At 60.5% G+C, this 21,281-nt stretch carries 18 protein-coding genes; 10 read left to right on the top strand and 8 right to left on the bottom strand.

The genetic code is table 11. The features are described from left to right. The first annotated feature begins 98 nt into the window (after nt 1-98). Entirely contained in the window at nt 99-944 is an 846-nt protein-coding gene (locus RYH70_RS13480) for a LysR family transcriptional regulator (RefSeq protein WP_026949516.1), read from the top strand. Here the strand turns inward: RYH70_RS13480 and RYH70_RS13475 are convergent. Then, nucleotides 936-1,568, bottom strand: a complete 633-nt coding sequence (locus RYH70_RS13475) for a response regulator transcription factor (RefSeq protein ID WP_022997127.1) — start codon at nt 1,566-1,568, stop codon at nt 936-938. The genes RYH70_RS13480 and RYH70_RS13475 overlap by 9 nt on opposite strands. After that, nucleotides 1,565-3,880, bottom strand: coding sequence for a PAS domain-containing sensor histidine kinase (locus RYH70_RS13470; protein WP_063139918.1), 2,316 nt, complete (start codon nt 3,878-3,880; stop codon nt 1,565-1,567). The genes RYH70_RS13475 and RYH70_RS13470 overlap by 4 nt, the downstream gene beginning before the upstream one ends. Before the next feature lie 154 nt (nt 3,881-4,034). Here RYH70_RS13470 and RYH70_RS13465 point away from each other — a divergent pair, with 154 nt between their 5' ends. The 7 genes from RYH70_RS13465 (at nt 4,035) to RYH70_RS13435 (ending at nt 12,428) form a co-directional block, all read left to right on the top strand. Further along, nucleotides 4,035-5,663 (top strand): acyl-CoA synthetase, encoded by a 1,629-nt coding sequence (locus RYH70_RS13465; protein ID WP_022997125.1) that lies wholly within the window; start codon nt 4,035-4,037, stop codon nt 5,661-5,663. A gap of 153 nt (nt 5,664-5,816) precedes the next feature. Continuing rightward, nucleotides 5,817-7,172 carry a solute carrier family 23 protein gene (locus tag RYH70_RS13460; protein WP_022997124.1) on the top strand — a complete coding sequence of 452 codons (1,356 nt, stop codon included), beginning with the start codon at nt 5,817-5,819 and terminating at the stop codon, nt 7,170-7,172. A 94-nt stretch (nt 7,173-7,266) separates the two neighbouring features. Beyond that, nucleotides 7,267-8,445 carry an acetyl-CoA C-acetyltransferase gene (locus RYH70_RS13455; protein WP_022997123.1) on the top strand — a complete coding sequence of 393 codons (1,179 nt, stop codon included), beginning with the start codon at nt 7,267-7,269 and terminating at the stop codon, nt 8,443-8,445. 231 nt (nt 8,446-8,676) lie between these two features. Beyond that, the gene (locus RYH70_RS13450; RefSeq protein WP_063139921.1) at nt 8,677-9,564 is read left to right on the top strand and encodes a LysR family transcriptional regulator; all 888 of its coding nucleotides are present in this window, start codon (nt 8,677-8,679) and stop codon (nt 9,562-9,564) included. 94 nt (nt 9,565-9,658) lie between these two features. Beyond that, a complete protein-coding gene (locus RYH70_RS13445) occupies nt 9,659-10,438 on the top strand; it encodes an aldolase (protein WP_063139922.1) in 780 nt (259 codons plus the stop codon). A gap of 47 nt (nt 10,439-10,485) precedes the next feature. Then, nucleotides 10,486-11,814, top strand: coding sequence for an MFS transporter (locus tag RYH70_RS13440; RefSeq protein ID WP_233916614.1), 1,329 nt, complete (start codon nt 10,486-10,488; stop codon nt 11,812-11,814). Beyond that, entirely contained in the window at nt 11,811-12,428 is a 618-nt protein-coding gene (locus RYH70_RS13435) for a 2-hydroxychromene-2-carboxylate isomerase (protein WP_080531231.1), read from the top strand. Before RYH70_RS13440 ends, RYH70_RS13435 begins: the two co-directional genes overlap by 4 nt. Before the next feature lie 74 nt (nt 12,429-12,502). Here the strand turns inward: RYH70_RS13435 and RYH70_RS13430 are convergent, their stop codons facing one another. The 6 genes from RYH70_RS13430 to RYH70_RS13405 all read right to left on the bottom strand — a co-directional run bounded on the left by RYH70_RS13430 (nt 12,503) and on the right by RYH70_RS13405 (nt 19,139). After that, nucleotides 12,503-13,075, bottom strand: coding sequence for a hypothetical protein (locus tag RYH70_RS13430; protein ID WP_317009251.1), 573 nt, complete (start codon nt 13,073-13,075; stop codon nt 12,503-12,505). A gap of 115 nt (nt 13,076-13,190) precedes the next feature. Continuing rightward, nucleotides 13,191-14,744, bottom strand: coding sequence for an acyl-CoA synthetase (locus RYH70_RS13425; protein WP_316308278.1), 1,554 nt, complete (start codon nt 14,742-14,744; stop codon nt 13,191-13,193). A gap of 22 nt (nt 14,745-14,766) precedes the next feature. Next, entirely contained in the window at nt 14,767-16,101 is a 1,335-nt protein-coding gene (locus RYH70_RS13420; RefSeq protein ID WP_022997120.1) for a TRAP transporter large permease, read from the bottom strand. An 82-nt stretch (nt 16,102-16,183) separates the two neighbouring features. Further along, the gene (locus RYH70_RS13415; RefSeq protein WP_233916615.1) at nt 16,184-16,726 is read right to left on the bottom strand and encodes a TRAP transporter small permease; all 543 of its coding nucleotides are present in this window, start codon (nt 16,724-16,726) and stop codon (nt 16,184-16,186) included. A 3-nt stretch (nt 16,727-16,729) separates the two neighbouring features. After that, nucleotides 16,730-17,821: a TRAP transporter substrate-binding protein gene (locus RYH70_RS13410; RefSeq protein WP_022997118.1), complete on the bottom strand. Its 1,092-nt coding sequence runs from the start codon at nt 17,819-17,821 to the stop codon at nt 16,730-16,732. A 226-nt stretch (nt 17,822-18,047) separates the two neighbouring features. Further along, complete coding sequence (locus RYH70_RS13405; protein WP_081744297.1) at nt 18,048-19,139, bottom strand: TRAP transporter substrate-binding protein; 1,092 nt, start codon at nt 19,137-19,139, stop codon at nt 18,048-18,050. A 217-nt stretch (nt 19,140-19,356) separates the two neighbouring features. Here RYH70_RS13405 and RYH70_RS13400 point away from each other — a divergent pair, with 217 nt between their 5' ends. After that, nucleotides 19,357-20,103, top strand: coding sequence for a DUF4336 domain-containing protein (locus RYH70_RS13400; RefSeq protein WP_026949522.1), 747 nt, complete (start codon nt 19,357-19,359; stop codon nt 20,101-20,103). A 139-nt stretch (nt 20,104-20,242) separates the two neighbouring features. Continuing rightward, nucleotides 20,243-21,280, top strand: a complete 1,038-nt coding sequence (gene pyrC, locus RYH70_RS13395) for a dihydroorotase (protein ID WP_026949523.1) — start codon at nt 20,243-20,245, stop codon at nt 21,278-21,280. The last annotated feature ends 1 nt before the right edge of the window (nt 21,281 follow it).

Here is a 21,281-nt window from a genome sequence, read left to right as displayed (position 1 = left end):
GGGCCGACAGTATGGGCGCGTGTTTTGAATACGAATAATGAAATAGAATGTGGTTTAACTTTAAAGAAATTGATATAAATCATGGGCAGGCTTTAATTATGGACATCGATCTGGCCCGCACCTTTCTGGAGATCGTTCGCACTGGCAGTTTCATGGCCGCCGCCGAACGGTTGCACATCACCCAGACCACGGTGACCGCCCGCATTCATAACCTGGAAGGTCAACTGGGCTGCCGCCTGTTCGTGCGCAACCGGGCCGGTGCGCGGTTGACCTCCCATGGTGAGCGGTTCACCACCCATGCTAGCCAACTGGTGCGTACCTGGGAGGCGGCGCGGCGCGAGTTGCCGTTGCCGGAAGGGGCCGAGGACATGTTGGTACTCGGTGGCGAGACCAGCCTGTGGAATCCGCTGTTGCTGAACTGGGTAACGCGGTTACGGGAACAGCATCCGACCGTCGCCACCCGCGCCGAAGTGCATGACAGTGAAGCATTGCAGGAACGTTTGGAGAGAGGGGTACTGGACGCCGCGCTGGTGCACCGGCCAGCGTACTGGCCGGGATTGCAGGTGGAACAACTGCTGGAAGAAAAATTGATCCTGGTGCGGGCGGTCCGCACCGGGGAGCCCTATGTCTATGTGGACTGGGGCGCGGATTTTCGCAAGCAACACGACGTCGCTTTGCCGGAGCGGGCGCGCTCGCCGGTGTCCGCCAATTTCGGACCGCTGGCGATTCAGTTTCTGTTGCAGCAGGGCGGCAGCGGTTATTTCCGTACCCGCGTGGCCGAGCCGCATCTGCGCGAAGGCACCTTGGAACGGGTTGCCGATGCACCGGAATTCACCTATCCGGTGTACCTGGCCTACGCCCGGGGGAAACACAGCCCGCTGCTGGACCAAGCCTTTCGGGTGTTGCGGACGGTGGCGGGGGAAAGCGCCGAGTGGTCAGCGTAACCGCAACGGATCCACCAGCCCCGCCGCCACCGCCATGCCGACCAGATCGGGCAGGCGTTCGGCGCCCATGCGCTTCATTACCCGTGAGCGATACAGATCCACGGTTTTGACGCTGACATTTAACTGCGCGGCGATCTCCCGATTGGTATAGCCCTTGACCAGTGGCAGCAGCACATCCCGTTCCCGCGGGGTGAGCGTGTCCAGCTTATCATCCACCTGCTGACGGCCGGTTTCTTGCTGATATTCTTTTCGCTCACTGTTGAGTGCCTGTTGCACGCTGTCGAGCAGTAACTGCTCGTTATAAGGCTTTTCGATGAAATCCACCGCACCGGCCTTGAACGCCCGCACCACGATGGGAACGTCGGCGTGGCCGCTGACGAAGATGATCGGATAATCCAGGCCGCGTTCCTTCATCGCTTGCTGGACGTGCAGGCCACCCAGAGTCGGCATGCGCACATCCAGTAGCACACAGGCGTTTTCCCCTGTCGCGCAAGCGTCGAGAAAGTCACCGCCGTTGGTGAACGGGCGGGCATCAAGGCCAACCGATTCCAGCAGCCAGGCGGTGGATTCCAGCATGCCGGGGTCGTCGTCCACCACATAGACGATTTGTGCGCCGGTGGTCATGGGGTCTCCTCGTTATGGGCCAGCGGCAGCCGGCAGTACATTTCCAGTCCTTGCTCGCACGAGCGGGCATTCAGCTCACCGCCGAGCCCCTCGATGACCGAGCGGCTCATCGACAATCCCAGGCCAAGGCCGTCGGGTTTACTGGTATAGAACGGTGTGAACATATGCTTGAGCGTCTCCGGGTCGGCACCGGGGCCTTGATCGAGGACTCGGATCACCAGGAAATTGTCCGGCGCGCGCTGGGTGGCGACGGTGATTTCGGAGGGGTGCTCCCGCCAGCGTTCGCGGTTGGCGTCGAGCGCGTTACGCAGCAAATTCACCAGCACCTGTTCCAGCAGGATACGGTCGGCGTACAGTGGTGGCAGGTCCTTGGCAAACTGCCTGGCGATGGTAATACGATGACTCTCCGCTTCCCAGGCGCAAAGGTGAATGGCCTGACTCGCCACCGTGTTGATATCGAGCGCCTCCAGGCGGCGCTGGCCTTTGCGCAGAAAGGCGCGCAGCCGCCGGATCACCTCCGAGGCATGGTGGGCGTGTTCGCTGATCCGGCCCAGCCCCTGGGCGACCTTGTCAATTTTGGGCGCCAGATCGGAAGCCGTATCCAGTTTCGCCGGATCACCGTGGTGGGGCGGTTCAAGTGCGCGCAGATGGCGCAGGCTGGCGGCGGCGTAATTGCTGATTGCCGCCAGCGGCTGGTTGATTTCATGGGCGATGCCGGAGGCCAGTTCGCCCATGGCGATCAGCCGGCTGCTTTGCGCCAGTTCATTCTGGTGGCGGCGCTGTTGCGCTTCGCGCAAAGCCCTTTCGGTCATGTCCCGGGCGACCAGGGAATAGTACTGGTCGTTGCCGGCGCCGCGGTGGGCCAGCAGTACCAGGGACACCGGAAAGAATTCGCCGGAGTCGCCGGCGCGCAGTTGCGCCTCGCTGGTCCACACCCCTTGTTCCCGAGCGCTGTTCCAGCCATGTTCGCGTAGCCGCCGGATATCCTCGGCGGCGAACAATTCGGCCAGATCCGGCAACGGATCCGGGCCGATGGCGAGAGCCTCGCGGGCGGCGCGGTTGGCGTAGGTGAGGCGCTCGTCGAGCCCGACGAACAGCACCAGGTCGGTATTCGCTTCCACGACTTCGGCCAGACGGCGGCGATTCTCTTCCGCCCGGACCCGGGCGGTGATGTCGCGTGTGACACTGACCACTTCCACCACCGCGCCGGTATAGGTTTCACGGATGGCGTGGCTGGCGGTCTCGAACCACAGATAGTGGCCGCGCCGATGACGGATCTGATAGGTCATGGTGTGATAACCCAGTTCCTCCAGCGCCGCCTTGGCCTGTTGTTGTAACCGTTCGCGGTCCTGCTCATGAAACAGCGCCTGCACCGCCGTGCCGCGCAATTGTTCCGGCCAATAGCCCAACAAACCCCAGGAGGCTGGTGAGGCGTCAAGGAACACGCCGTCGGGCGTGTGCCGCGAGATCAAATCGGTGGTGTTCTCGGTGATCAGACGGTACAAGCGCCGGGCACGGTTGCCGGCCTTTTCGTTTCGCAACTGATCGGTAGCGTCACGGCCACGGGCCAGGATCCGCTGGCCGGGCGGGTCGGGGATAAAGTTCCACAACAGGATGCGATCGCCGAGCCGCGCCTCCACGTCGACGATGGCGCGGCCCTGGGACAGACAAGCGGCGGCCAGGGCCTGGTGGTTGATTGGCAAGCAGCTGTCGGCGTCGATGCGGTGCTCGCCGAGCAATTGTTGCAGTGCGTGGTTGGTATCGACGGGACGGCCCCGGGTATCGAGCACCGCCGCCGGTTGAGGGTCGTTGCTGAGCAGTGCAAAAGCCCCTTCCCGGTGAGTCAATGGACAGGCCAGTTGATTGAGCATGGCGGCCAGCCAGGGCAGCCACTGGCTGCCGCACTGCGGTGACAACTCCAGCAACAACAGGCCTTGGCTGTGGTCGTCCAGCGCCAGTGGCAGGATCGCGCCATGGTGCAGGGCGGCGCGACGGACCCGGCCGGCGAGCCAGCAGGGCAGAGCGCGTAATTCACTCAGCGATAGCACCGTCTCACCTGCCAGGCGCTGGTGCAAGGTGTGATCCGAAGCCTGAAACGGGTCGCCGGGGCCCGGCGGCAGGCCGGCCTGGCCGTCGGCGTGATCGTAGACGCCGGCGTCCTCCTGCCAGAACAGGTAGAAGGCGCGCCGCACTTCCGGGGTGCTGGCCATCATCCGGCACAAACCGGCGGCCCGTTGAGAACGGGGCATACGGTCCTGCTGCAATCGCAGCCAATCGCGCATCAACAGGGGAAAGGCGTCGTCCTGGTCCATTATGGGCTCATTCAAGAGATATGGTAAATATACTATAAGACTCTAGTTTTATTTCCATATTTGTTCTTTATGGTCTATAAATGCGCCCTGGGTTGCGGGCTAATGCTGGTAACTCTACCCGAAGAATACCGCGAACAACTACGGGACGGTCATTATGTCCATTTATGAGCAGGGCCTTTCGCCCACCGAAGTCAATCATGTTCCCCTGACCCCGCTGAGCTTTATTGAGCGTACCGCGGCGGTTTACCCCGACTATCCGTCAGTGATTCACGGTGATATCCGGCGCACCTGGCGGGAAACCTACCGGCGCTGCCGGCGGCTTGCTTCAGCCCTGGCGGGTCGTGGTATCGGCAAGGGCGATACCGTGGCCGCGATGTTGCCGAACATCCCGGCAATGCTGGAAGCCCATTTCGGCGTGCCGATGATCGGCGCCGTTCTCAATACGCTCAATGTCCGTCTGGACGCCGACGCCATCGCCTACATGCTGCGTCATGGTGAGGCCAAGGTTCTGATCGTGGATCGCGAATTCCACCAGGTGATCGGTGACGCCGTGGCCAAACTGGAGACGCCGCCACTGCTGATTGATGTGGATGATCCCGAATACGGTGAAGGTGAACCGGTCAGCGAGCTGGATTACGAGGCTTTCCTTGCCGAGGGTGATCCGGAGTTCCAGTGGCAATGGCCGGACAACGAGTGGAATGCGATTTCTCTCAACTACACCTCCGGCACCACCGGCGATCCCAAGGGCGTGGTCTACCACCACCGCGGCGCCTATCTGAATTCCCTGGGCAACCAGGCCACTTGGTCCATGGGGTTGCACCCGGTGTATCTGTGGACGCTGCCCATGTTCCACTGTAACGGCTGGTGTTATCCCTGGACCATCACCGCCCAGGCCGGCGTGCATGTGTGTCTGCGCCGAGTCGACCCGCAACGTATTCTGACACTGATCCGCCAACATCAGGTCTCCCATCTTTGTGGCGCCCCGGTGGTGTTGAACGCTCTGATCAATATGCCGGACGAGGCCAAGGCCGCCATTGATCATCCGGTCAACGCCATGACCGCTGGCGCGGCGCCACCGGCCAAGGTGATCGGCGCGGTGGAGGAAATGGGTATCAACGTCACCCATGTGTATGGGCTGACCGAAGTCTATGGGCCGGTCACCGTCTGTGCCTGGCACGGCCACTGGGATGAGCTGCCATTGGAGGAGCGGGCGACAATCAAGTCCCGCCAGGGTGTGCGTTACCCGACCCTGGAAGGCGTGATGGTGGCGGATCCCAAAAGCCTGCGGCCGGTGCCCAAGGACGGCGAAACCATTGGTGAAATCTTCATGCGCGGCAATACCGTGATGAAGGGCTACCTGAAAAACGAAGCCGCTACCCGCGAAGCCTTCGAGGGTGGCTGGTTCCATACCGGTGATCTGGCGGTGTGGCATGCGGACGGTTACGTGGAGATCAAGGACCGTCTCAAGGACATCATCATTTCCGGCGGCGAGAACATTTCCACCATCGAGGTGGAGAATACGCTGTACCGTCACCCTTCCGTGCTGGAAGCGGCGGTGGTGGCGCGTCCCGATGAAAAATGGGGTGAGACGCCTTGCGCCTTCGTCACCCTCAAGGCCGGGCAGGAGCACGCCGCTGTTACCGAGACGGATGTGATCGGCTTCTGCCGTGAACACCTTGCCGGATTCAAAGTACCCAAAACCGTGGTGTTCCAGGATCTGCCGAAGACTTCCACCGGCAAGATCCAGAAGTATGTTCTGCGGGAGTGGGCGAGAAACCTGTAGCTTTTGCCTCGCTCCGGCGCACTCAGCAAGCCGCCGGGGCGGGGTTTTTTTTGAGTAAGGCCCGATAGCCGGGGCCCGCCCGGCGTTTCCGGTAGCAAGCTTTCCGACAACAACAATGACCCTGCCGGCGCTCGCCGGTCGAGGAGAACGACAATGCAAATGTATCAACGCAAAGACGGCGAGCAGCAACCGTGCTGGCCGTTGGGGCCCTTCCGAATCCGCTTACCGTTCGTTCATTACCGCTGGGAAATGGCGGAAATGATTCAGGCGCTGATCATGTTCGTGGTCAGTCTGGCGATGATCCCGCTGCTACAGAAACACCTGGGCTTGCCTTATGACGTGGCACTGGCCTATGTGGTGATTTGTGGCATCGGCTTCATGTTGCCGGCGCTGCTGGGCGTGCCGCTGGTGCCGGGTTGGATCACCCCGGCGATACCGGTGGTGGTGTTGTATCTCGGCCAGTTCGAACCGGGGCCCGAGGCGATCCAGGGCCTGTTCGCGCTGCAGTTTCTGGTGTTTCTGATTTTCCTGATTCTCGGCCTCACCCGCCTGGGCAGCGCGCTGGTGCGCATCATTCCCAACTCGATGAAGGCGGGGATCATCATCGGCGCGGGTATCGCCGCCATCACCGGGGAGATTAGCGAGGGCGGCCGGGTCGCCAATACGCCGGTCTCCCTGGTCATCGGCGGACTGATCTGTCTTTATTTCATGTTCTCGGCTTCGTTCCAGGAGTACGTGAAGCAGTTTCCGCTGGCGCGCAAGATCGTCAACTACGGCATGGTGCCGGGTATGCTGGTGGCCATCGGGGTAGGTATCGCGGTGGGTGAGTACAAGATGCCGGAGCTGCAATGGGGGATTACCCGCCCGGCCTTTGCTCAGCTCTGGCAGTATCTGCCGTTCGCTCATGGATTACCGGACGCCAAGGTGTTCCTGTACGCGGTGCCCACGGCGGTGATCGCTTACGTGATCGCTTTTGGCGATATCATCGTCGGGCAATCGCTGATGCAGCGGGCGGATGAATTACGCAGTGACGAAGTGATCGAAATTGATCTGGACCGTGTTCATCTGGTGACCGCCATCCGCAACGCGCTGCATGCTTTCTTCGCTCCCTATCCGGGGCTGGCCGGGCCGCTGTGGACGGCGGTGGGGGCCACCATGGCCGAGCGCTATAAATATGGCCGGGACGCCATGGATTCGATCTACAGCGGTGCCGGGACTTTCTGGATCGCCGGCTTCCTGGCGCTGTTCATGCTGCCGCTGGTCAGTTTTTTCCAGCCGGTACTACCGATCGCCTTGTCGCTGACGCTGATTCTGACCGGCTATATCTGCCTGATGGTAGGTTTCGAGCAGCTCAACAACAACCTGGAGCGGGGCATCGCCGGCACCATGGGCGTGGTGCTGGCGGTCTATGGCGCTGGTTGGGGGTTGGCGGCCGGGGTCATTCTCTACCTGGCGTTGGAGCGGCCGCGTTTGCTGGGCGGCTGGAAGCAGGCCGGCGCCGCCGAGTGAGCAGACCGGGACGCGCCGCCCCGATCAAGCTATCATGCGAGGCCAATTTTCATCATTCCGCCGGGCCCGGCCCGGCGTGACCGGGAGAGAGATTATGCAAGACGTGGTCATCGTCGCCGCCACCCGCACCGCCGTCGGTGCTTTCCAGGGGTCCCTGGCCAATCTGCCCGCCACCGCCCTGGGGGAAGCGGTGGTGCGCAAACTGCTGGCGGATACCGGAGTGGCAGCGGATCAGATCAGCGAGGTGATTCTCGGCCAGGTGCTCACCGCTGGTGCCGGCCAGAACCCGGCGCGTCAGACCGCGATCAACGCCGGCCTGCCGCAGCAGGTGCCGGCGCTCACCATCAACAAGGTATGCGGCTCCGGCCTCAAGGCGGTGCACCTGGGCAGCCAGGCAATCCGCTGCGGGGAAGCTGATATCATCATCGCCGGCGGCCAGGAAAACATGAGCCTGGCACCTTATGTGCTGCCCAAGGCCCGCACCGGTCTGCGCATGGGCCACGCCTCGCTGGTGGATTCGATGATCCAGGATGGCCTGTGGGATGCCTTCAACGACTACCACATGGGCATCACCGCCGAGAATCTGGCGGAGAAATACGGCGTTACCCGGGAGGAGCAGGACACCTTCGCCGCAGCCAGCCAGGCCAAGGCGCTGGCCGCCATTGAAAGCGGACGTTTCAAGGATGAGATCACGCCGGTAACGATCCCCCAGCGCAAGGGTGACCCGAAGGTGTTCGACACCGACGAGCAACCGCGCGCCGGCACCACCGCCGAGACCCTGGCCGGCCTGCGTCCGGCGTTCAAGAAGGATGGCACGGTGACCGCCGGTAATGCCTCCACGCTGAATGACGGTGGTGCCGCGGTGATGCTGATGAGCGAAGCCCGCGCCAGGGAACTGGGGCTGCCGATCCTCGCGCGTCTGGCCGGGCAGGCCAGCGCTGGTGTGGATCCGGCGATCATGGGCATCGCCCCGGTGTCCGCCACCCGCCGTTGCCTGGAACGGGCCGGCTGGACTCTGGATCAGGTGGATCTGATCGAGGCCAATGAAGCGTTCGCCGCCCAGGCGCTGTCCGTGGGCAAGGAACTGGAGTGGGACGCGGAGAAGGTCAACGTGAATGGCGGCGCCATCGCTCTGGGACACCCGATCGGCGCGTCCGGCTGCCGAATCCTGGTCACTTTGCTGCATGAAATGCAGCGCCGTGACGTCAAACGCGGTCTTGCCACGCTGTGCATCGGTGGCGGTCAGGGCGTAGCTCTGGCGGTGGAACGCTGATCGAACCGAGTGCGGTGGCGGCTAATCGGCTACCGCACTCGACGCAAGAAATAATCGTCATTTCTTCTTTTTACGCTAGCAAGCCCCTCGACTCCCTCCTCGCCCCGGTTCAATGTTTTTTATATCCACAAAGCAAACCGGGGACGAGGGCTCAATCATGGGGGATTGGCCTATACGTTCCCTTCTGACATAGACTCATCCTGGACTCCCAATACCTGTAACAGGAGATTCATGGATACCCCGGACCGGCAACTTCGCTGTTTCGTTCACATCGCGGAACTCAAGTCACTTTCCAAAGCCGCTGAAGAACTGAATCGAACGCAGTCATGGATCAGTAAGGAACTGGCGGCGCTGGAGACGGGCCTGGGAAAGTCCCTGTTCACTCGAACCGGCCGTGGAGTGGTGCTGACCGAAGCTGGCGAGAAGTTGTACGAAGTTCTCAAGCTGTCTTATCAACAAATCGATCAGGCCGTGGATGCCATTCGCCAAGAGCACGGCATCACGCGGGGCACCGTGCGCCTGGCAACGGTGCATACGCTGAGCTATTACTTCATGTCGGATGTGGTGGCGAGCTTTGTTAGCAAACATCCCAGCGTCAATTTGTCACTGCTGGGGCGGAGCTCACCCGAAGTCGTGGAGCTGGTGGAAAGCGGAAAAGCGGATTTGGGCTTCGTCTACGACTCCGCTGTGGCGTCCCGTTCCTTGAACTCCCAACCCTTATTCGATGATGACATGTGCCTGATCACCCATCAGGAATCTGCCCTCGGTGTTGATGGCAGTATCGATCTGAATGATGTGGATCTCAGGCTTGTTGGCTTCCCGTCACATTATGCACTTCGGCGTATGCTGCAAAGTGGGGGACTGAAACCGATATATGTGGCGGAGGCGGAGACTATTGACGCTATGTTGAAGCTGGTTTCGTCGGACGTCGGTGCTTGCATTCTTCCCGGGCGTATTCCGGATGCGCTGCTTGCTGATTACCAGCTTCGAAAAGTCCGGATAGTCAATCCTTTGCTACGCCGGAAGGTCGTAGCTATCAGTCCGGGAAAACGATCATCCTTGCCTTTGGCGGAGGACCTTCTGCAATGTGCGTTACGCATATGCAGGCAATTGACATAAATCATGGAATAGCTGGTATGACTCTCACTCCATGGCTCTGAAAATATAGCCCTCCGATACTGACTCCTGATTATCAATGTACAAAGGAGTCAGCATGAATTCCTCCCTTAGAGAAAAATCCTATTTCGATCAGCGAGCGACGCAGGAGATGGAGAAGCATCTTCATGGCGTTGAGCGCGATGTTCGGGAAACCATGGCCTATGCCTGCCGCATCCTGGCGATGACCGAGCAAGAAGCCGGTCTGGCAGGGCAGATAAGCGTTCGCTCGCGGCGTCCTGGTGCTTATTGGACACTCCGGTTCGGGCTTGGTTTCGATGAGGCGACTCCTGATGATTTTATTGAGGTCGATCGCGATCTACATACCTTAACGGGAGAGGGGATGGCTAATCCCGCCACCAGATTCCATCTTTGGGTCTATGACGCGCGGCCGGACGTCAACGCCATCATTCATACTCATTCACCCTGGGCGTCGGCCCTTGCCGCGGCGCGGCAGCCGTTGGTGATTTCGCAGATGGATATGACGCCTCTGCACGATGATTGTGCCTTCCTGGCGGACTGGCCTGGGGTGCCTATCGCTGATCAGGAAGGAGTGATCATTTCCGAAGCTATCCAGGACAAGAAGGCGATTATCCTGGCTCATCACGGCTACTTAACGGCCGGCGTATCCTGTGAAGAAGCGACCTACCTATCCGTTTATCTGGAGCGCGCTGCCCGAATGCAGATCCGGGCGCGTGTATTCGGACCGCTAACTCCTGTGGACGACGAGCTTGCCCGGGAAGCCCACGATTACCTTCTCAAACCGTCGATCGTTAACGCCACCTTCAACTACTGGGCTCGACAGACACACGGCATTCCTCCATTGCCGACGAAATGAGCCTGGCTCTCCTCTGAAAACAACAAAAACGCATAAAGGAAACTAAAATGACTACGCATACGCCCGCGGCGGCGCGCTCTCGCCGCCAATACATCACCGCCGGACTGGCCAGCATGATGGGAACAACCATTGAATGGTACGATTTTTTCCTCTATGGCACCGCGGCGGCTTTGATCTTCAATAAGATATTCTTTCCTGAATTTGATCCCCTCATGGGTACTTTAGCCGCGTTTGCCACCTACTCGGTGGGGTTCTTTGCCCGTCCTCTCGGTGGTTTGATATTCGGTCATTTTGGTGATCGGGTCGGGCGCAAATCCATGTTGCTCATTACACTGTTCCTGATGGGTATTCCCACTATTCTCATCGGTCTTATTCCCACCTATGAAGATATCGGCTATTGGGCCGCCGTCCTGTTGGTTCTGATGCGCTTCCTGCAAGGCATCGCCGTGGGAGGCGAGTGGGGCGGGGCCGTACTAATGGCGGTGGAATCCGCACCTCAGGGTAAGAAAGGGTTCTTCGGTAGCTTGCCCCAAGCCGGCGTTGCTCCTGGTCTGATCCTGTCATCGTTCGCCATGGGATTGGTTGCCACCCTGCCAGAAAGCGAGATGTTGAGTTGGGGATGGAGACTGCCATTCCTGGCTAGCGTCGTATTGCTTTTGATTGGGTGGTTCATCAGGGTGAAGGTAGCTGAATCGCCGGATTTCGAAAAAATGGAAGAGAAGGGCAACAAGGTGGACGTGCCGGCATTGGAAGTCCTGCGGCGCTACCCGAAGGAGGTCCTCGTTGTGGTGGGAGGGCGCTTGGCGGAGGTTACCTGGTTCTACACGGTAGTTACCTTTGCGCTTACCTATGTTACCAGTACGCTGGGGTTGGAGCGCGGGATTATGTTGGATGCCACTATTTGGGGCGCCTTCGCGGCCTTGGTGTTCATTCCATTATTCGGGATGCTGGGGGATCGGGTAGGCTATAAATGGATCTTCATGGGAGGCTCTGTTGGAATAGCGCTTTTTTCGCCAGTGTTTTTCTCCCTGTTACAAACCCTGGAAGTGACTTACATCACGCTGGCCGTAGTGATCGCAATTGGTGGCGTGTATTCATCTCTGTACGGCCCCGAAGGCGGCTTGTTCTCCGCTCAATTTCCCGCGGAAGTGCGTTATAGCGGTATTTCCATTGCCGTTCAGGTGTCGGGGGCCATTGGCGGTGGGTTGGCTCCCATTATGGCGACGTCTTTACTTGGCCTTGGTGACGGTGACCCTCGTTATATTATTTGGTATCTGAGCGCACTCGGAGCCATCGCCGTAGTCTGCTCGTTCCTGATGCACGGTCCAGGGCGGTTTGTCATACCGGATCGTATAACGGAAGGAGTGGGTGCATGAAAGTCGAGACCATCGATTACTACTTCTGGATGAACTCGGATTGGGCCTATCTTGGTGCGGATCGTCTGGAAGCTCTGGCAGAGCGGCAAAATATACGGGTGTTATACAAACCAGTTGATTTGCCCAATATTTATTATAGAACAGGAGGGCAGCTCCTGAGTGATCGTTCACCCGAGCGGCGGGCCTATCGTGTATTGGAATTAAAGCGGTGGTGTCGCAAGCTGAAAATATCGATTAACGCGCAACCTGCTTTCATGTGCCCGAATGCTGATCTGGCGTCTTGCATCGTTATTGCCGCCGACCGTCAGGGACTCCCGGTGGGACCACTGTATAAGTCGATTCTCCATGCACAGTGGTGCCAAGACCGGGATATCTCTTCGGAGCGGACATTGCTTGATATCTTGAATGAGAGGGGATTGGACGGTGGTCGTCTGATCTCTCTGGCCAGACAAAGCGATATTGCCGATGTGTATCGTTACTATACCGATGAAGCGGTGAGTGCCGGGGTATTTGGTTCTCCGTCTTACGTTTTTCAGGGAGAACTCTTTTGGGGACAAGATCGCCTGGAGATGCTGGAGGAGGCTGTGGAGGCGGCAATGGGAAGAAGTGAGTAGGAGTACAGTGCGCTAGCGGCGATGCCGCTAGCGCACCCGGTATCCTCTCCAGACAGGGAAAACAGCCGCGTTGCTTAGCGGGTCATGCCCTTGTAGGCTTGATAACGCGACCCCTCTTCGTACTCTTTCACCCGCTCCTGCGCCAGAGCCTTGAAGCCGTCCGGCTCCCAGGTGTATTCCTTGCGGCCGTCGTCGCGGGGGATGCTCAGCGTTACCGGCTTGCCGGCGATCAGCGACGCGCTGATGTCGTGGGTGGCGTCCACGCCCTTGAACGAATAATGGGTGTGGCCCTCCAGGCAATTTTCCGAGGAGGGGAATTCCTGACCATTCACCTGCATCAGACGGGACGGATCCGGGGCGCTCAGGGTCATGGTCTTGCCGTCGCTCTGACCACAGCTCGCCGCCGGCGCATCGAATACGCCGAGGAACTGTTCGGTGCTGCCGATGATGGTTTCGAAGGTGAACACCATTTGCATCTCGCCGTCGGTGGACAACGCCGCCACGGACAGGCGGTTGTCTTCCTCGGCCTGGGCCACGGTTTTCCAGGTGGTGCCTTCGGCCTTGCCCAGGGGATACAGATCCCCGGCCAGGGCGGAGGGGCTGAACAGGGGGAGGGCGATCAGGGGGACGAGTACGCGTTTTTGCACGGGGGCTCTCCTTTGCGCGTCAAAAACGCGCAAGTTTAGGCATCGCGTGCGGCGTCTTCAAAGGCACCCTCTGGAACGGTGACCTGAGTCTCAAATGAGCGGATGGCACCCGGTGTCAGCTTACCCGCCGTTGCCGGCCTTCCCAGAAGGGTTTGCGCAGCTCGTACTTGAGGATCTTGCCGGCGCCGGACATGGGCAGGGCATCACGGAACTCGATGCTCTTGGGGCATTTGTAGCCGGCGATCAGGTCACGGCAGTGAGCGTCGATGCGCTGCTCGTCCAGTTGCTGACCGGGGGCCGTTACCACCACCGCATGCACGCGCTCACCCCAGCGTTCATCGGGTACGCCGATCACCGCGCATTGGGCGACCTCCGGCATTTTCAGTAAAGCGTTTTCCACTTCCGCGGAATAGACGTTTTCGCCGCCGGTGACGATCATGTCCTTGATCCGGTCGACCACGTAGATAAAACCGTCCTCGTCCATGTAGCCGCCATCGCCGGTGTGCATCCAGCCGTTGCGCAGGGCCTCGGCGGTCTGTTCCGGCTTGTTCCAGTAGCCTTCCATGACCATGGGGCCGCGCGCGATGATTTCGCCCACCTGGCCCGGCGGCACGTCGTTATCGTTTTCGTCGACGATGCGGACTTCCGCGTTGGGCAGCGGATAGCCGGCGGACTTGAGTTTGCCGGCGCGGCGTCCCTCGGCGGTGTGGTGCCAGCCGCTGAGGATCGAAATCACCGGCGACAGTTCGGTCATGCCGTAGCTTTGCGAGAATTCCGCGCCGGGCAGGACTTCCATGGCCCGCAGCAGCAGCGCCTCGTCCATGGGGGAAGCACCGTAACGAAGGTACTTCAGCGCTGAAAGATCGTGCCGGGAGAAGTCCGGATGATCCAGCAACATGCGCAGCATGGTCGGCACCAGAAAGGTTTCTTCCACGCCTTCCCGCTCGATGGTGTCCAGCACCACCGCCGGATCGAATCCCGGCAGAATCACATGGGTGCCCTGGCGCACCGCGATCTGTACCACGGAGGCCATGCCGGCCACATGAAACAGCGGCGAGGAGTACAGCGCCACCGGGTGATGACTGCGTTGCACCGCCGCCATCTGACCCAGGGTGCCGGAGTACAGATTGCGATGGCTGAGCATCACCCCCTTGGGCGCGCCGGTGGTGCCGCCGGTATATAGAATGGCGGCCAACTGTTGGTGGCTGGCGATCTGGTCGTCCAGTTCGGGCGCGTCGGCGATCCAGCTTTCATAGCCGGTGAGATCCGCCGGTGCGTCGTCGTCCAGATAGATCACTTCTTCCAGAGCCTCGGACAGCTCCCCCAATCGCGGCACCATGTGGACGAAGTTGCGGTCCACCAGCAGCACCCGGGTGCCGCAGTCGTCCAGGGAGTAGGCGATTTCCCTCGGGCTCCAGCGGATGTTCACCGGGTTGATCACCGCGCCGCGCCACCAGCAGCCGTAAATGGTTTCCAGATAACGGTCCGAGCCCAGGGCGAGAATACCGACGCGATCGCCGGGTGCCACGCCAAGTCCCTGCAGGGCTCCGGCCACCCGGGCCACCCGCGGGACCCACTCGGCGTAGCTGTGACGCCGCCCGTCGCAAACGGTGGCGGTGCGCTCGGGGCATTGTTGCAGGGCCTTGTGCAGGGATTGCGTGAGGTACATGAGGGATTTTCTCCAGGAACCATTACATGAGGTTGGGCAGGAAGGTGACCAGATCCGGGAACAGGATCAGGATGGCGACGGTGATGACATCCAGGACGATGAACCAGGTCACCCCGTGGAAGATCTGGCCGAGGCTGACGGAGCGGCCCACCACACCTTTTATGATGAAGCAGTTGATCCCCACCGGCGGTGTGATCATGCCGATTTCCAGATACTTGATCATGATGATGCCGAACCAGATCAGATCGTACTCCAGCCCCTTGATGATCGGGATCACCACCGGCAGCGTCAGCAGCATGATCTCGATGGAACCCATGAAGGTGCCCAGGAACACGTAGAGCACGGTCAGCGACAGCAGGATCACCACCGGTGGCACATCCAGATTGCCGGCCCAGGAGGTCAGCTCCGAGGCGATGCCGGTGAGGGCGGTGAAAGAGGTCACCATGTAGGCGCCGATCACCGCGGCGAACAGCATGGACGTGGTCTTCAGGGTTTCGTTCAGGGCATTGCGGGTTTTTTCCCCGTCCAGACGACGGGTGACGATACACATCAGGAACGCCACCGCGGCACCCACCGCGCCCGCTTCCGAAGGCGTGAAAATACCGCTGTAGAGACCGATCACGATCAACGCGATCAGCGCCAGCATGTTCCAGCTTTTCTTCAGCGCCGCCATCTTCTCGGCCATGTCGACCTTCGGCACTGGCGGCGCCAGGGCAGGATTCATTTTGCTGCGAAGCATGACGAAACCGACATAAATACCGAGGGACAGAATGCCGGGAACGATGCCGGCGATGAACAGCTTGGCGATGGACTGGTCGGTGAACACCGCGTACAGGATCATCAAAATGCTGGGTGGAATCAGCGAGCCGAGGGTGCCGGAAGCGGCCACCACGCCGGTGGCGAGGCGCTTATCGTAACCGTGCTTGAGCATTTCCGGAATCGCCATGCGGCCCATGGCGGCGGCGGTGGCCAGGCTCGAACCACTGATCGCGGCGAACAGCGCGCAACCCACCGAGGAGGCCACGGCCAGGCCGCCGGGGACCCGCGCCAGCCACAGCCGGGCGGTCTGATAGATATCACGGGTGAAACCGGCTTCGGTGGCCAGGTAGCCCATCAACAGAAACATGGGAATGGTGGTGAAGGTGTATTCCGCGGTGGAGGAATAGGGCAGATCCGACAGGAACTGATTGGCGGTGCTCAAACCGCGCGCCAGATCGAATTCGCCGGTGCGTACCGCCATGACCAGCACCAGGCCGACATAGCCGGTACTGACCAGTACCACGGCAATGGGAATACGCAGCAATAACAGGGCCACCATTACCACGGTGACCACAATGCCGATCGTAACCGGATCCATTGGATCTCCTGTTGTTATCGTTCTTGAAGGGGCGATGCGCCCGAAATATTCAGAGGACCCGTGCTATTCCGATAATGAACGGTCAAGCGTCCTCGGATTCGCGCAAAGTGCGTTCCACCTCGGACTCCGGCGGCTCGCGGGTCCAGGGCATCAGCAGTTGAATCAACATGCGCACGCACCACCAGGTCAGGCCCAAGGGAATCAAGGCGCGCACCGGCCATTCTGGTAACCCCAGCGTGCTGGCATAGGCGATTTCTCCCCACTCATAGGATTCCCAGGCCTTGCCGGCGCTGAGCCAGGCCATCCAGGCGAACATGACGATGCCGATGATCAGACCGATCGAGACCAGGGTTTCCTGCAGCCAGCGGGGCAGGTGATCGGTGAGCACGGTGACTTCGATGTGGGCGCGAATGGATTGGACGTAGCTCAGTGGCACGAACACGATCGCCACCATCAGCATTTCCGAAAGCAGCAGATCATCGGGGACCGGGCTGCGGAAAAAACTCCGCCCCACCACCGACACAAAGGTGATGCCGACCATGGCGGCGAGCAGGGCCTGGGACAGCCATACCAGGACCTGATCCACCCGGTCCATCACACGAACGGGCCACGGCATTCGAGACATGGATCAGTTCCCGGCGACTTTTTCGGATTGCCAGGGGTAGCCGTTATCCGCCACTTCTTTCTGCACCGCGCGCAACTCGTTCTGGAAGCTTTCGAAGATTTCCAGAGCGCGGGGGTCACGCTTCGCCAGTTTTTCCGCGTAGGCGCGTTCGACTGGTTCCAGGGCGGCTTGCCAGGCTTTTTGCTGCTCAGCGGTGAGGATATGGAATTCGGTGGGGAACTCCTTGTTGGTGCGCATCATCTCACGCGCATCCTCGGCCTCCTGGAGACCGGCGCGGGCCATGCGGGTGCGATACTCATCGTTCAACTCGGCAAAAACCTGCTGTTGTTCCGGCGTCAGGCTGTTCCAGGTATCCAGGTTCATGTTGACCACCACCATGGACTGGCCGATACCGGTTTCCACCGCGTACTTCGCTACTTCGTGGTGTTTGTAGGGGGGCATCAGATAGGTGTAGGTCTGGGCGCCGTTGATGGTGCCGCGATCCATGGCGGAATAGATATCGGCGAACGCCACCTGCACTGGTGTCACGTTCCAATTGGCTTGCTTGGCCGCCTGTACCGCTCTCGGTGTCATGCGGACCTTGTCGCCGTCGAAGTCATCCGGTGTCAGATAGGGGCGGCTGGTGCTGGCGTTGACGCGCGGGCCGCTGGAGTAAGCGATCAGATGCACCATGTTGTTCTTCTTCAGTTCCTCCGCCATGGCCGGGTTTTTTTCCAGTACACGGTGCCAGGCTTCGTTGGCGATGTAGTTGTCACCGGAGCCGATTTCGGTTTGCGACAGCGTCCACAGCGGGAAGCGGGATTCCACATATTCCGGGTTCATCGGCGAAATGTCGGCGAGTCCGGAGCTGAGCGCCTGGGCGGAGTCATGGTACTTGACCAGGCTTTGCAGCCAGTGGACTTCAATTTCGACTTCGCCGTTGGTGCGTTCCTTGACCTCATTGGTCCACCAGCGCAGCACCTCGTTGCTGGGGCGGTCGGTGGGCGGCGCGGGAGTGGCGTAATGAAGCGTACGGGTGTCCGCGCCGGCCAGAGCACTGGTGAGGGAGAAAGTGATGGCCGCGCCCGCGACCATCAGATGTTTTTTCAGCGACATTGGTAGGGCCTCCGCTATTACTATTCTTATTTAATGGGTCGATCCATTACATTCGAGGCAGGGGCGGCCAGCGGGCCACCCTATTCGAATTTCAGTCTGTCGGTCCCCCGGTTGGGCAACAATGACCTATCGCGACAAAAGATTTGGCGTAAAGCGCCAGCGCGATCATTGCTGATTGGTTTGTTTCGGCAAGACCTGTTCCGGCAAAAGCGGAGCGACCGCCGGTTCAGCGTTCCGCCACCTTATCCCGTTCCCAGGGGTAGCCGCTTTCCTTTACTTCCGCCGCCACTTCCCCGAGACGCTCCTGAAAACGCTCGAACACCGATACCGCCTGGGGCGCGCGCTTGCCGGTTTTCTCCGCGAAGGCACGCTCAACCGGCAGATAACCGGTTTCCCATTGGGCCTGTTGCCGGGCATTGAGAATGTGGTATTCGGTGGGGAATTCGCGATTGCTTCGGATCATCTCCCGCGCCTGTTCCAACTCTTCCAGGCCGGCTTCCGCCATTCGCACTTCCAGTTCCCGGTTTACTTCCTTGAATACCTGTTGCTGCTCCGGGGTCAGGCTGTTCCAGGTATCCAGATTCATCGCTTCCAGGATCATGGACTGGCCGTTCCCGGTTTCGACGATGTGCTTGGCGACTTCGTGGTGCTTGAACAGCGGCACCAGATAGGCGGCGGACTGGGCGCCGTTGATGGTGCCGCGATCCATGGCGGAGTAAATGTCGGTGAAGGTCAGATTGATCGGTGTCACCTCCCAGTCCGCCTGCTGCGCCGCCTGCACGCTGCGCGGCGTGAGCCGCACACGGTCACCGTCGAAGTCTTCCGGTGTCAGGTAGGGCCGGGTATTGCTGATCAGCACCCGTGGTCCGGTGGAGTACACAGCCATGAACGCCATGTTGTTGCGTTGCAGTTCTTCCCGCAGAGCGGGTGTGTCCGCCATCATCCGCCGCCACGCCTCGGCGGCAATATAATGATCCCCCGGACCCACCTCGGTTTGTGACAGTGCCCAGAGCGGAAAACGGGCGGCGGTGTAATCCGGTGTCATCCCGGCTATATCCGCCAGGCCGGAGCTGACCGCCTGGGCGGTATCCGCGTATTTCACCAGACTCTGCATCCAGTGGATTTCGATTTCGATCTCGCCGTTGGTGCGGGCCTTGATTTGCTCGGCCCACCAATGCCGCGCCCGATTGTTGGGGCGATCGGTGGGCGCCACGGCGGTGGCGTAATGCAGGGTCCTCGGCTCGGCCTGGATAGGCGAGGAAAGACACCACAGCGATAACGTGAAAAGAACGCACAAAACACGAACAAAAGGCGTCATGGCATGGCCTCCGGTATTGTTATTGTTCCAATCATCCCGGCGCTGTTCCGGCGATGAACAGAGTGTGTCGAGCGGCGGACGGCGAGGTTCCCCACTGCAGGCCTGATTCCAGTCTGAAGGGGCGGGGCGTCGCCACAATGGCCGGCTCCGACAAAGCCATTGGCGAAAACGATCAAGGCCGGTACGGTATGGTTTTGGCCAACCAGGAGCGTAGGCCGTGGATACCTCCAGGGAACCTGGGATTTATACCCCTTTGAATCAATTGAAACCGGTGGCCGACTCGGTCTGGGTGGTGGATGGCCCGATGATCCGCTTCGGGCCGCCGGGTATGAAGATGCCGTTTCCCACCCGCATGACGCTGGTGCGTTCGGCCGACGGCGGATTGTTCGTGCATTCCCCCACCGCCTTGACCGAGCCGCTACGGCGGCAGGTATTGGCGCTGGGCGAGCCGCGCTGGTTGATCGGTCCCAATCGCATTCACTACTGGTGGCTGCCGCAGTGGCAGGCCGCTTTCCCCGCGGCTCGCACGTTCGTGGCGCCGGGGGTGCGGGAGAGGGCCGGGGAGCGCATCGACTTTCCCGTGGAAATACTGGATCGTGGCGGGCCCTGGCCCTGGGATGATCTGCTGCGGACCTTACCGGTGACCAGCCGCTACATGACCGAAGTGGTGTTCTTCCATCCGCACAGCCGCACTTTGATTCTCACCGACCTGGTGGAGAATTTCGAAGCCTCCCGCCTGGCGCCAGCCCACCGCTGGTTGGCCCGTCTGGGCGGTGTACTGGACCCGGACGGCCAAATGCCCCGGGACATGCGCCTCACCTTTCTCGGGCGTCGATCCGCGTTGCGTGACGCGGTGCGGACGTTGCTTGGCTGGGAGCCGGAACGGGTGATCCTGGCGCATGGCCGGTGGTACCGGGAAAAAGGCGAGGAAGAATTGCGCCGGGCATTTCGCTGGCTGTTGTAAGAGAGCACGGGGTTGTGATTTATGTTGATTTTGTTATGTTATAACAGGTTGGCGTGACACCATGGAAAACCGGTTCTTCAGGGCAAGCGCCGGCGGTTTTTCGTATCATGGCACTTTTCCCGGACCCGACTGTTTTCCTATGACCGATACCCTGACACTTTGCCGGCCCGATGATTGGCATCTGCATTTTCGTGATGGCGCCATCCTGGCCGAAACCGTGCCGGTGACCGCGCGGGTGTTCCGCCGTGCCATCGTCATGCCCAACCTGACCCCACCGGTCACCACCGTGGCCCAGGCCGAGGCCTATCGTCGGCGCATCGTGCCCCACATTCCCGCCGGCGTGGAGTTCGAACCGCTGATGGTGCTTTACCTCACCGACGAAACGCCGGTGGAAGAGGTGGAAAAGGCCGCCGCCAGCGGCTTTGTTCACGCCTTTAAACTGTATCCCGCCGGCGCCACCACCAACTCCGATAGCGGCGTTACCGATCCGTCGCGGATCGTTCACCTCTATGAGGCAATGGAGAAGCACGATGTGCCGTTGCTGGTGCATGGCGAGGTGACCGAGGCGGAGATCGACGTGTTCGATCGCGAAAAGGTCTTCATCGACCGTTATCTCACCGGCATTCGCCGTCGCTTCCCGGCCTTGCGTATCGTCTTCGAACACGTCACCACCGGTGAAGCGGTGGATTTCGTCAAGGAATCCGGCGACGCCACCGCCGCCACCGTGACGCCGCAGCATTTGCTGATGAACCGCAACGATCTGCTGGTGGGCGGCGTTCGCCCGCACAACTATTGTCTGCCGGTGCTCAAGCGCCGTACCCACCAGGAACGCATTCAACAGGCGGTGCTGGAAGGGCATCCGCGCTTTTTCCTCGGTACCGATTCCGCGCCGCACGCCCGTGACAAGAAAGAAGCCGCTTGCGGTTGCGCCGGCTGTTATTCGGCGCGGGCGGCCTTGCCGTTGTACGCCACTTTCCTGGAGCGCCACGGCGCGCTGGACAAGCTGGAAGGTTTCGCCAGCCATTTCGGCGCCGATTTTTATCGTCTTCCGCGCAATCCGGACACCGTCACGTTGCGGCGGGATCCCTGGGCGGTACCGCAACAAGTGCGGGCCGCGGGAGAGGAACTGGTGCCGTTCCTGGCCGGTGAAACGCTGCCCTGGTCGGTTGTGCCGTGAC

The organism is Alloalcanivorax xenomutans (assembly GCF_032810065.1).
Taxonomy (GTDB): domain Bacteria; phylum Pseudomonadota; class Gammaproteobacteria; order Pseudomonadales; family Alcanivoracaceae; genus Alloalcanivorax; species Alloalcanivorax xenomutans.
The sequence above is the reverse complement of the archived record's forward strand: the minus strand, read 5'-3'. Positions and strand labels throughout refer to the sequence as shown.

What these genes read in the sequence shown, in the direction of transcription:
- RYH70_RS13480 (WP_026949516.1), top strand. Translation starts at nt 99, where the DNA reads ATGGACATCGATCTGGCCCGCACCTTTCTGGAGATCGTTCGCACTGGC.
- RYH70_RS13475 (WP_022997127.1), bottom strand. Translation starts at nt 1,568, where the DNA reads ATGACCACCGGCGCACAAATCGTCTATGTGGTGGACGACGACCCCGGC.
- RYH70_RS13470 (WP_063139918.1), bottom strand. Translation starts at nt 3,880, where the DNA reads ATGGACCAGGACGACGCCTTTCCCCTGTTGATGCGCGATTGGCTGCGA.
- RYH70_RS13465 (WP_022997125.1), top strand. Translation starts at nt 4,035, where the DNA reads ATGTCCATTTATGAGCAGGGCCTTTCGCCCACCGAAGTCAATCATGTT.
- RYH70_RS13460 (WP_022997124.1), top strand. Translation starts at nt 5,817, where the DNA reads ATGCAAATGTATCAACGCAAAGACGGCGAGCAGCAACCGTGCTGGCCG.
- RYH70_RS13455 (WP_022997123.1), top strand. Translation starts at nt 7,267, where the DNA reads ATGCAAGACGTGGTCATCGTCGCCGCCACCCGCACCGCCGTCGGTGCT.
- RYH70_RS13450 (WP_063139921.1), top strand. Translation starts at nt 8,677, where the DNA reads ATGGATACCCCGGACCGGCAACTTCGCTGTTTCGTTCACATCGCGGAA.
- RYH70_RS13445 (WP_063139922.1), top strand. Translation starts at nt 9,659, where the DNA reads ATGAATTCCTCCCTTAGAGAAAAATCCTATTTCGATCAGCGAGCGACG.
- RYH70_RS13440 (WP_233916614.1), top strand. Translation starts at nt 10,486, where the DNA reads ATGACTACGCATACGCCCGCGGCGGCGCGCTCTCGCCGCCAATACATC.
- RYH70_RS13435 (WP_080531231.1), top strand. Translation starts at nt 11,811, where the DNA reads ATGAAAGTCGAGACCATCGATTACTACTTCTGGATGAACTCGGATTGG.
- RYH70_RS13425 (WP_316308278.1), bottom strand. Translation starts at nt 14,744, where the DNA reads ATGTACCTCACGCAATCCCTGCACAAGGCCCTGCAACAATGCCCCGAG.
- RYH70_RS13420 (WP_022997120.1), bottom strand. Translation starts at nt 16,101, where the DNA reads ATGGATCCGGTTACGATCGGCATTGTGGTCACCGTGGTAATGGTGGCC.
- RYH70_RS13415 (WP_233916615.1), bottom strand. Translation starts at nt 16,726, where the DNA reads ATGTCTCGAATGCCGTGGCCCGTTCGTGTGATGGACCGGGTGGATCAG.
- RYH70_RS13410 (WP_022997118.1), bottom strand. Translation starts at nt 17,821, where the DNA reads ATGTCGCTGAAAAAACATCTGATGGTCGCGGGCGCGGCCATCACTTTC.
- RYH70_RS13405 (WP_081744297.1), bottom strand. Translation starts at nt 19,139, where the DNA reads ATGACGCCTTTTGTTCGTGTTTTGTGCGTTCTTTTCACGTTATCGCTG.
- pyrC (WP_026949523.1), top strand. Translation starts at nt 20,243, where the DNA reads ATGACCGATACCCTGACACTTTGCCGGCCCGATGATTGGCATCTGCAT.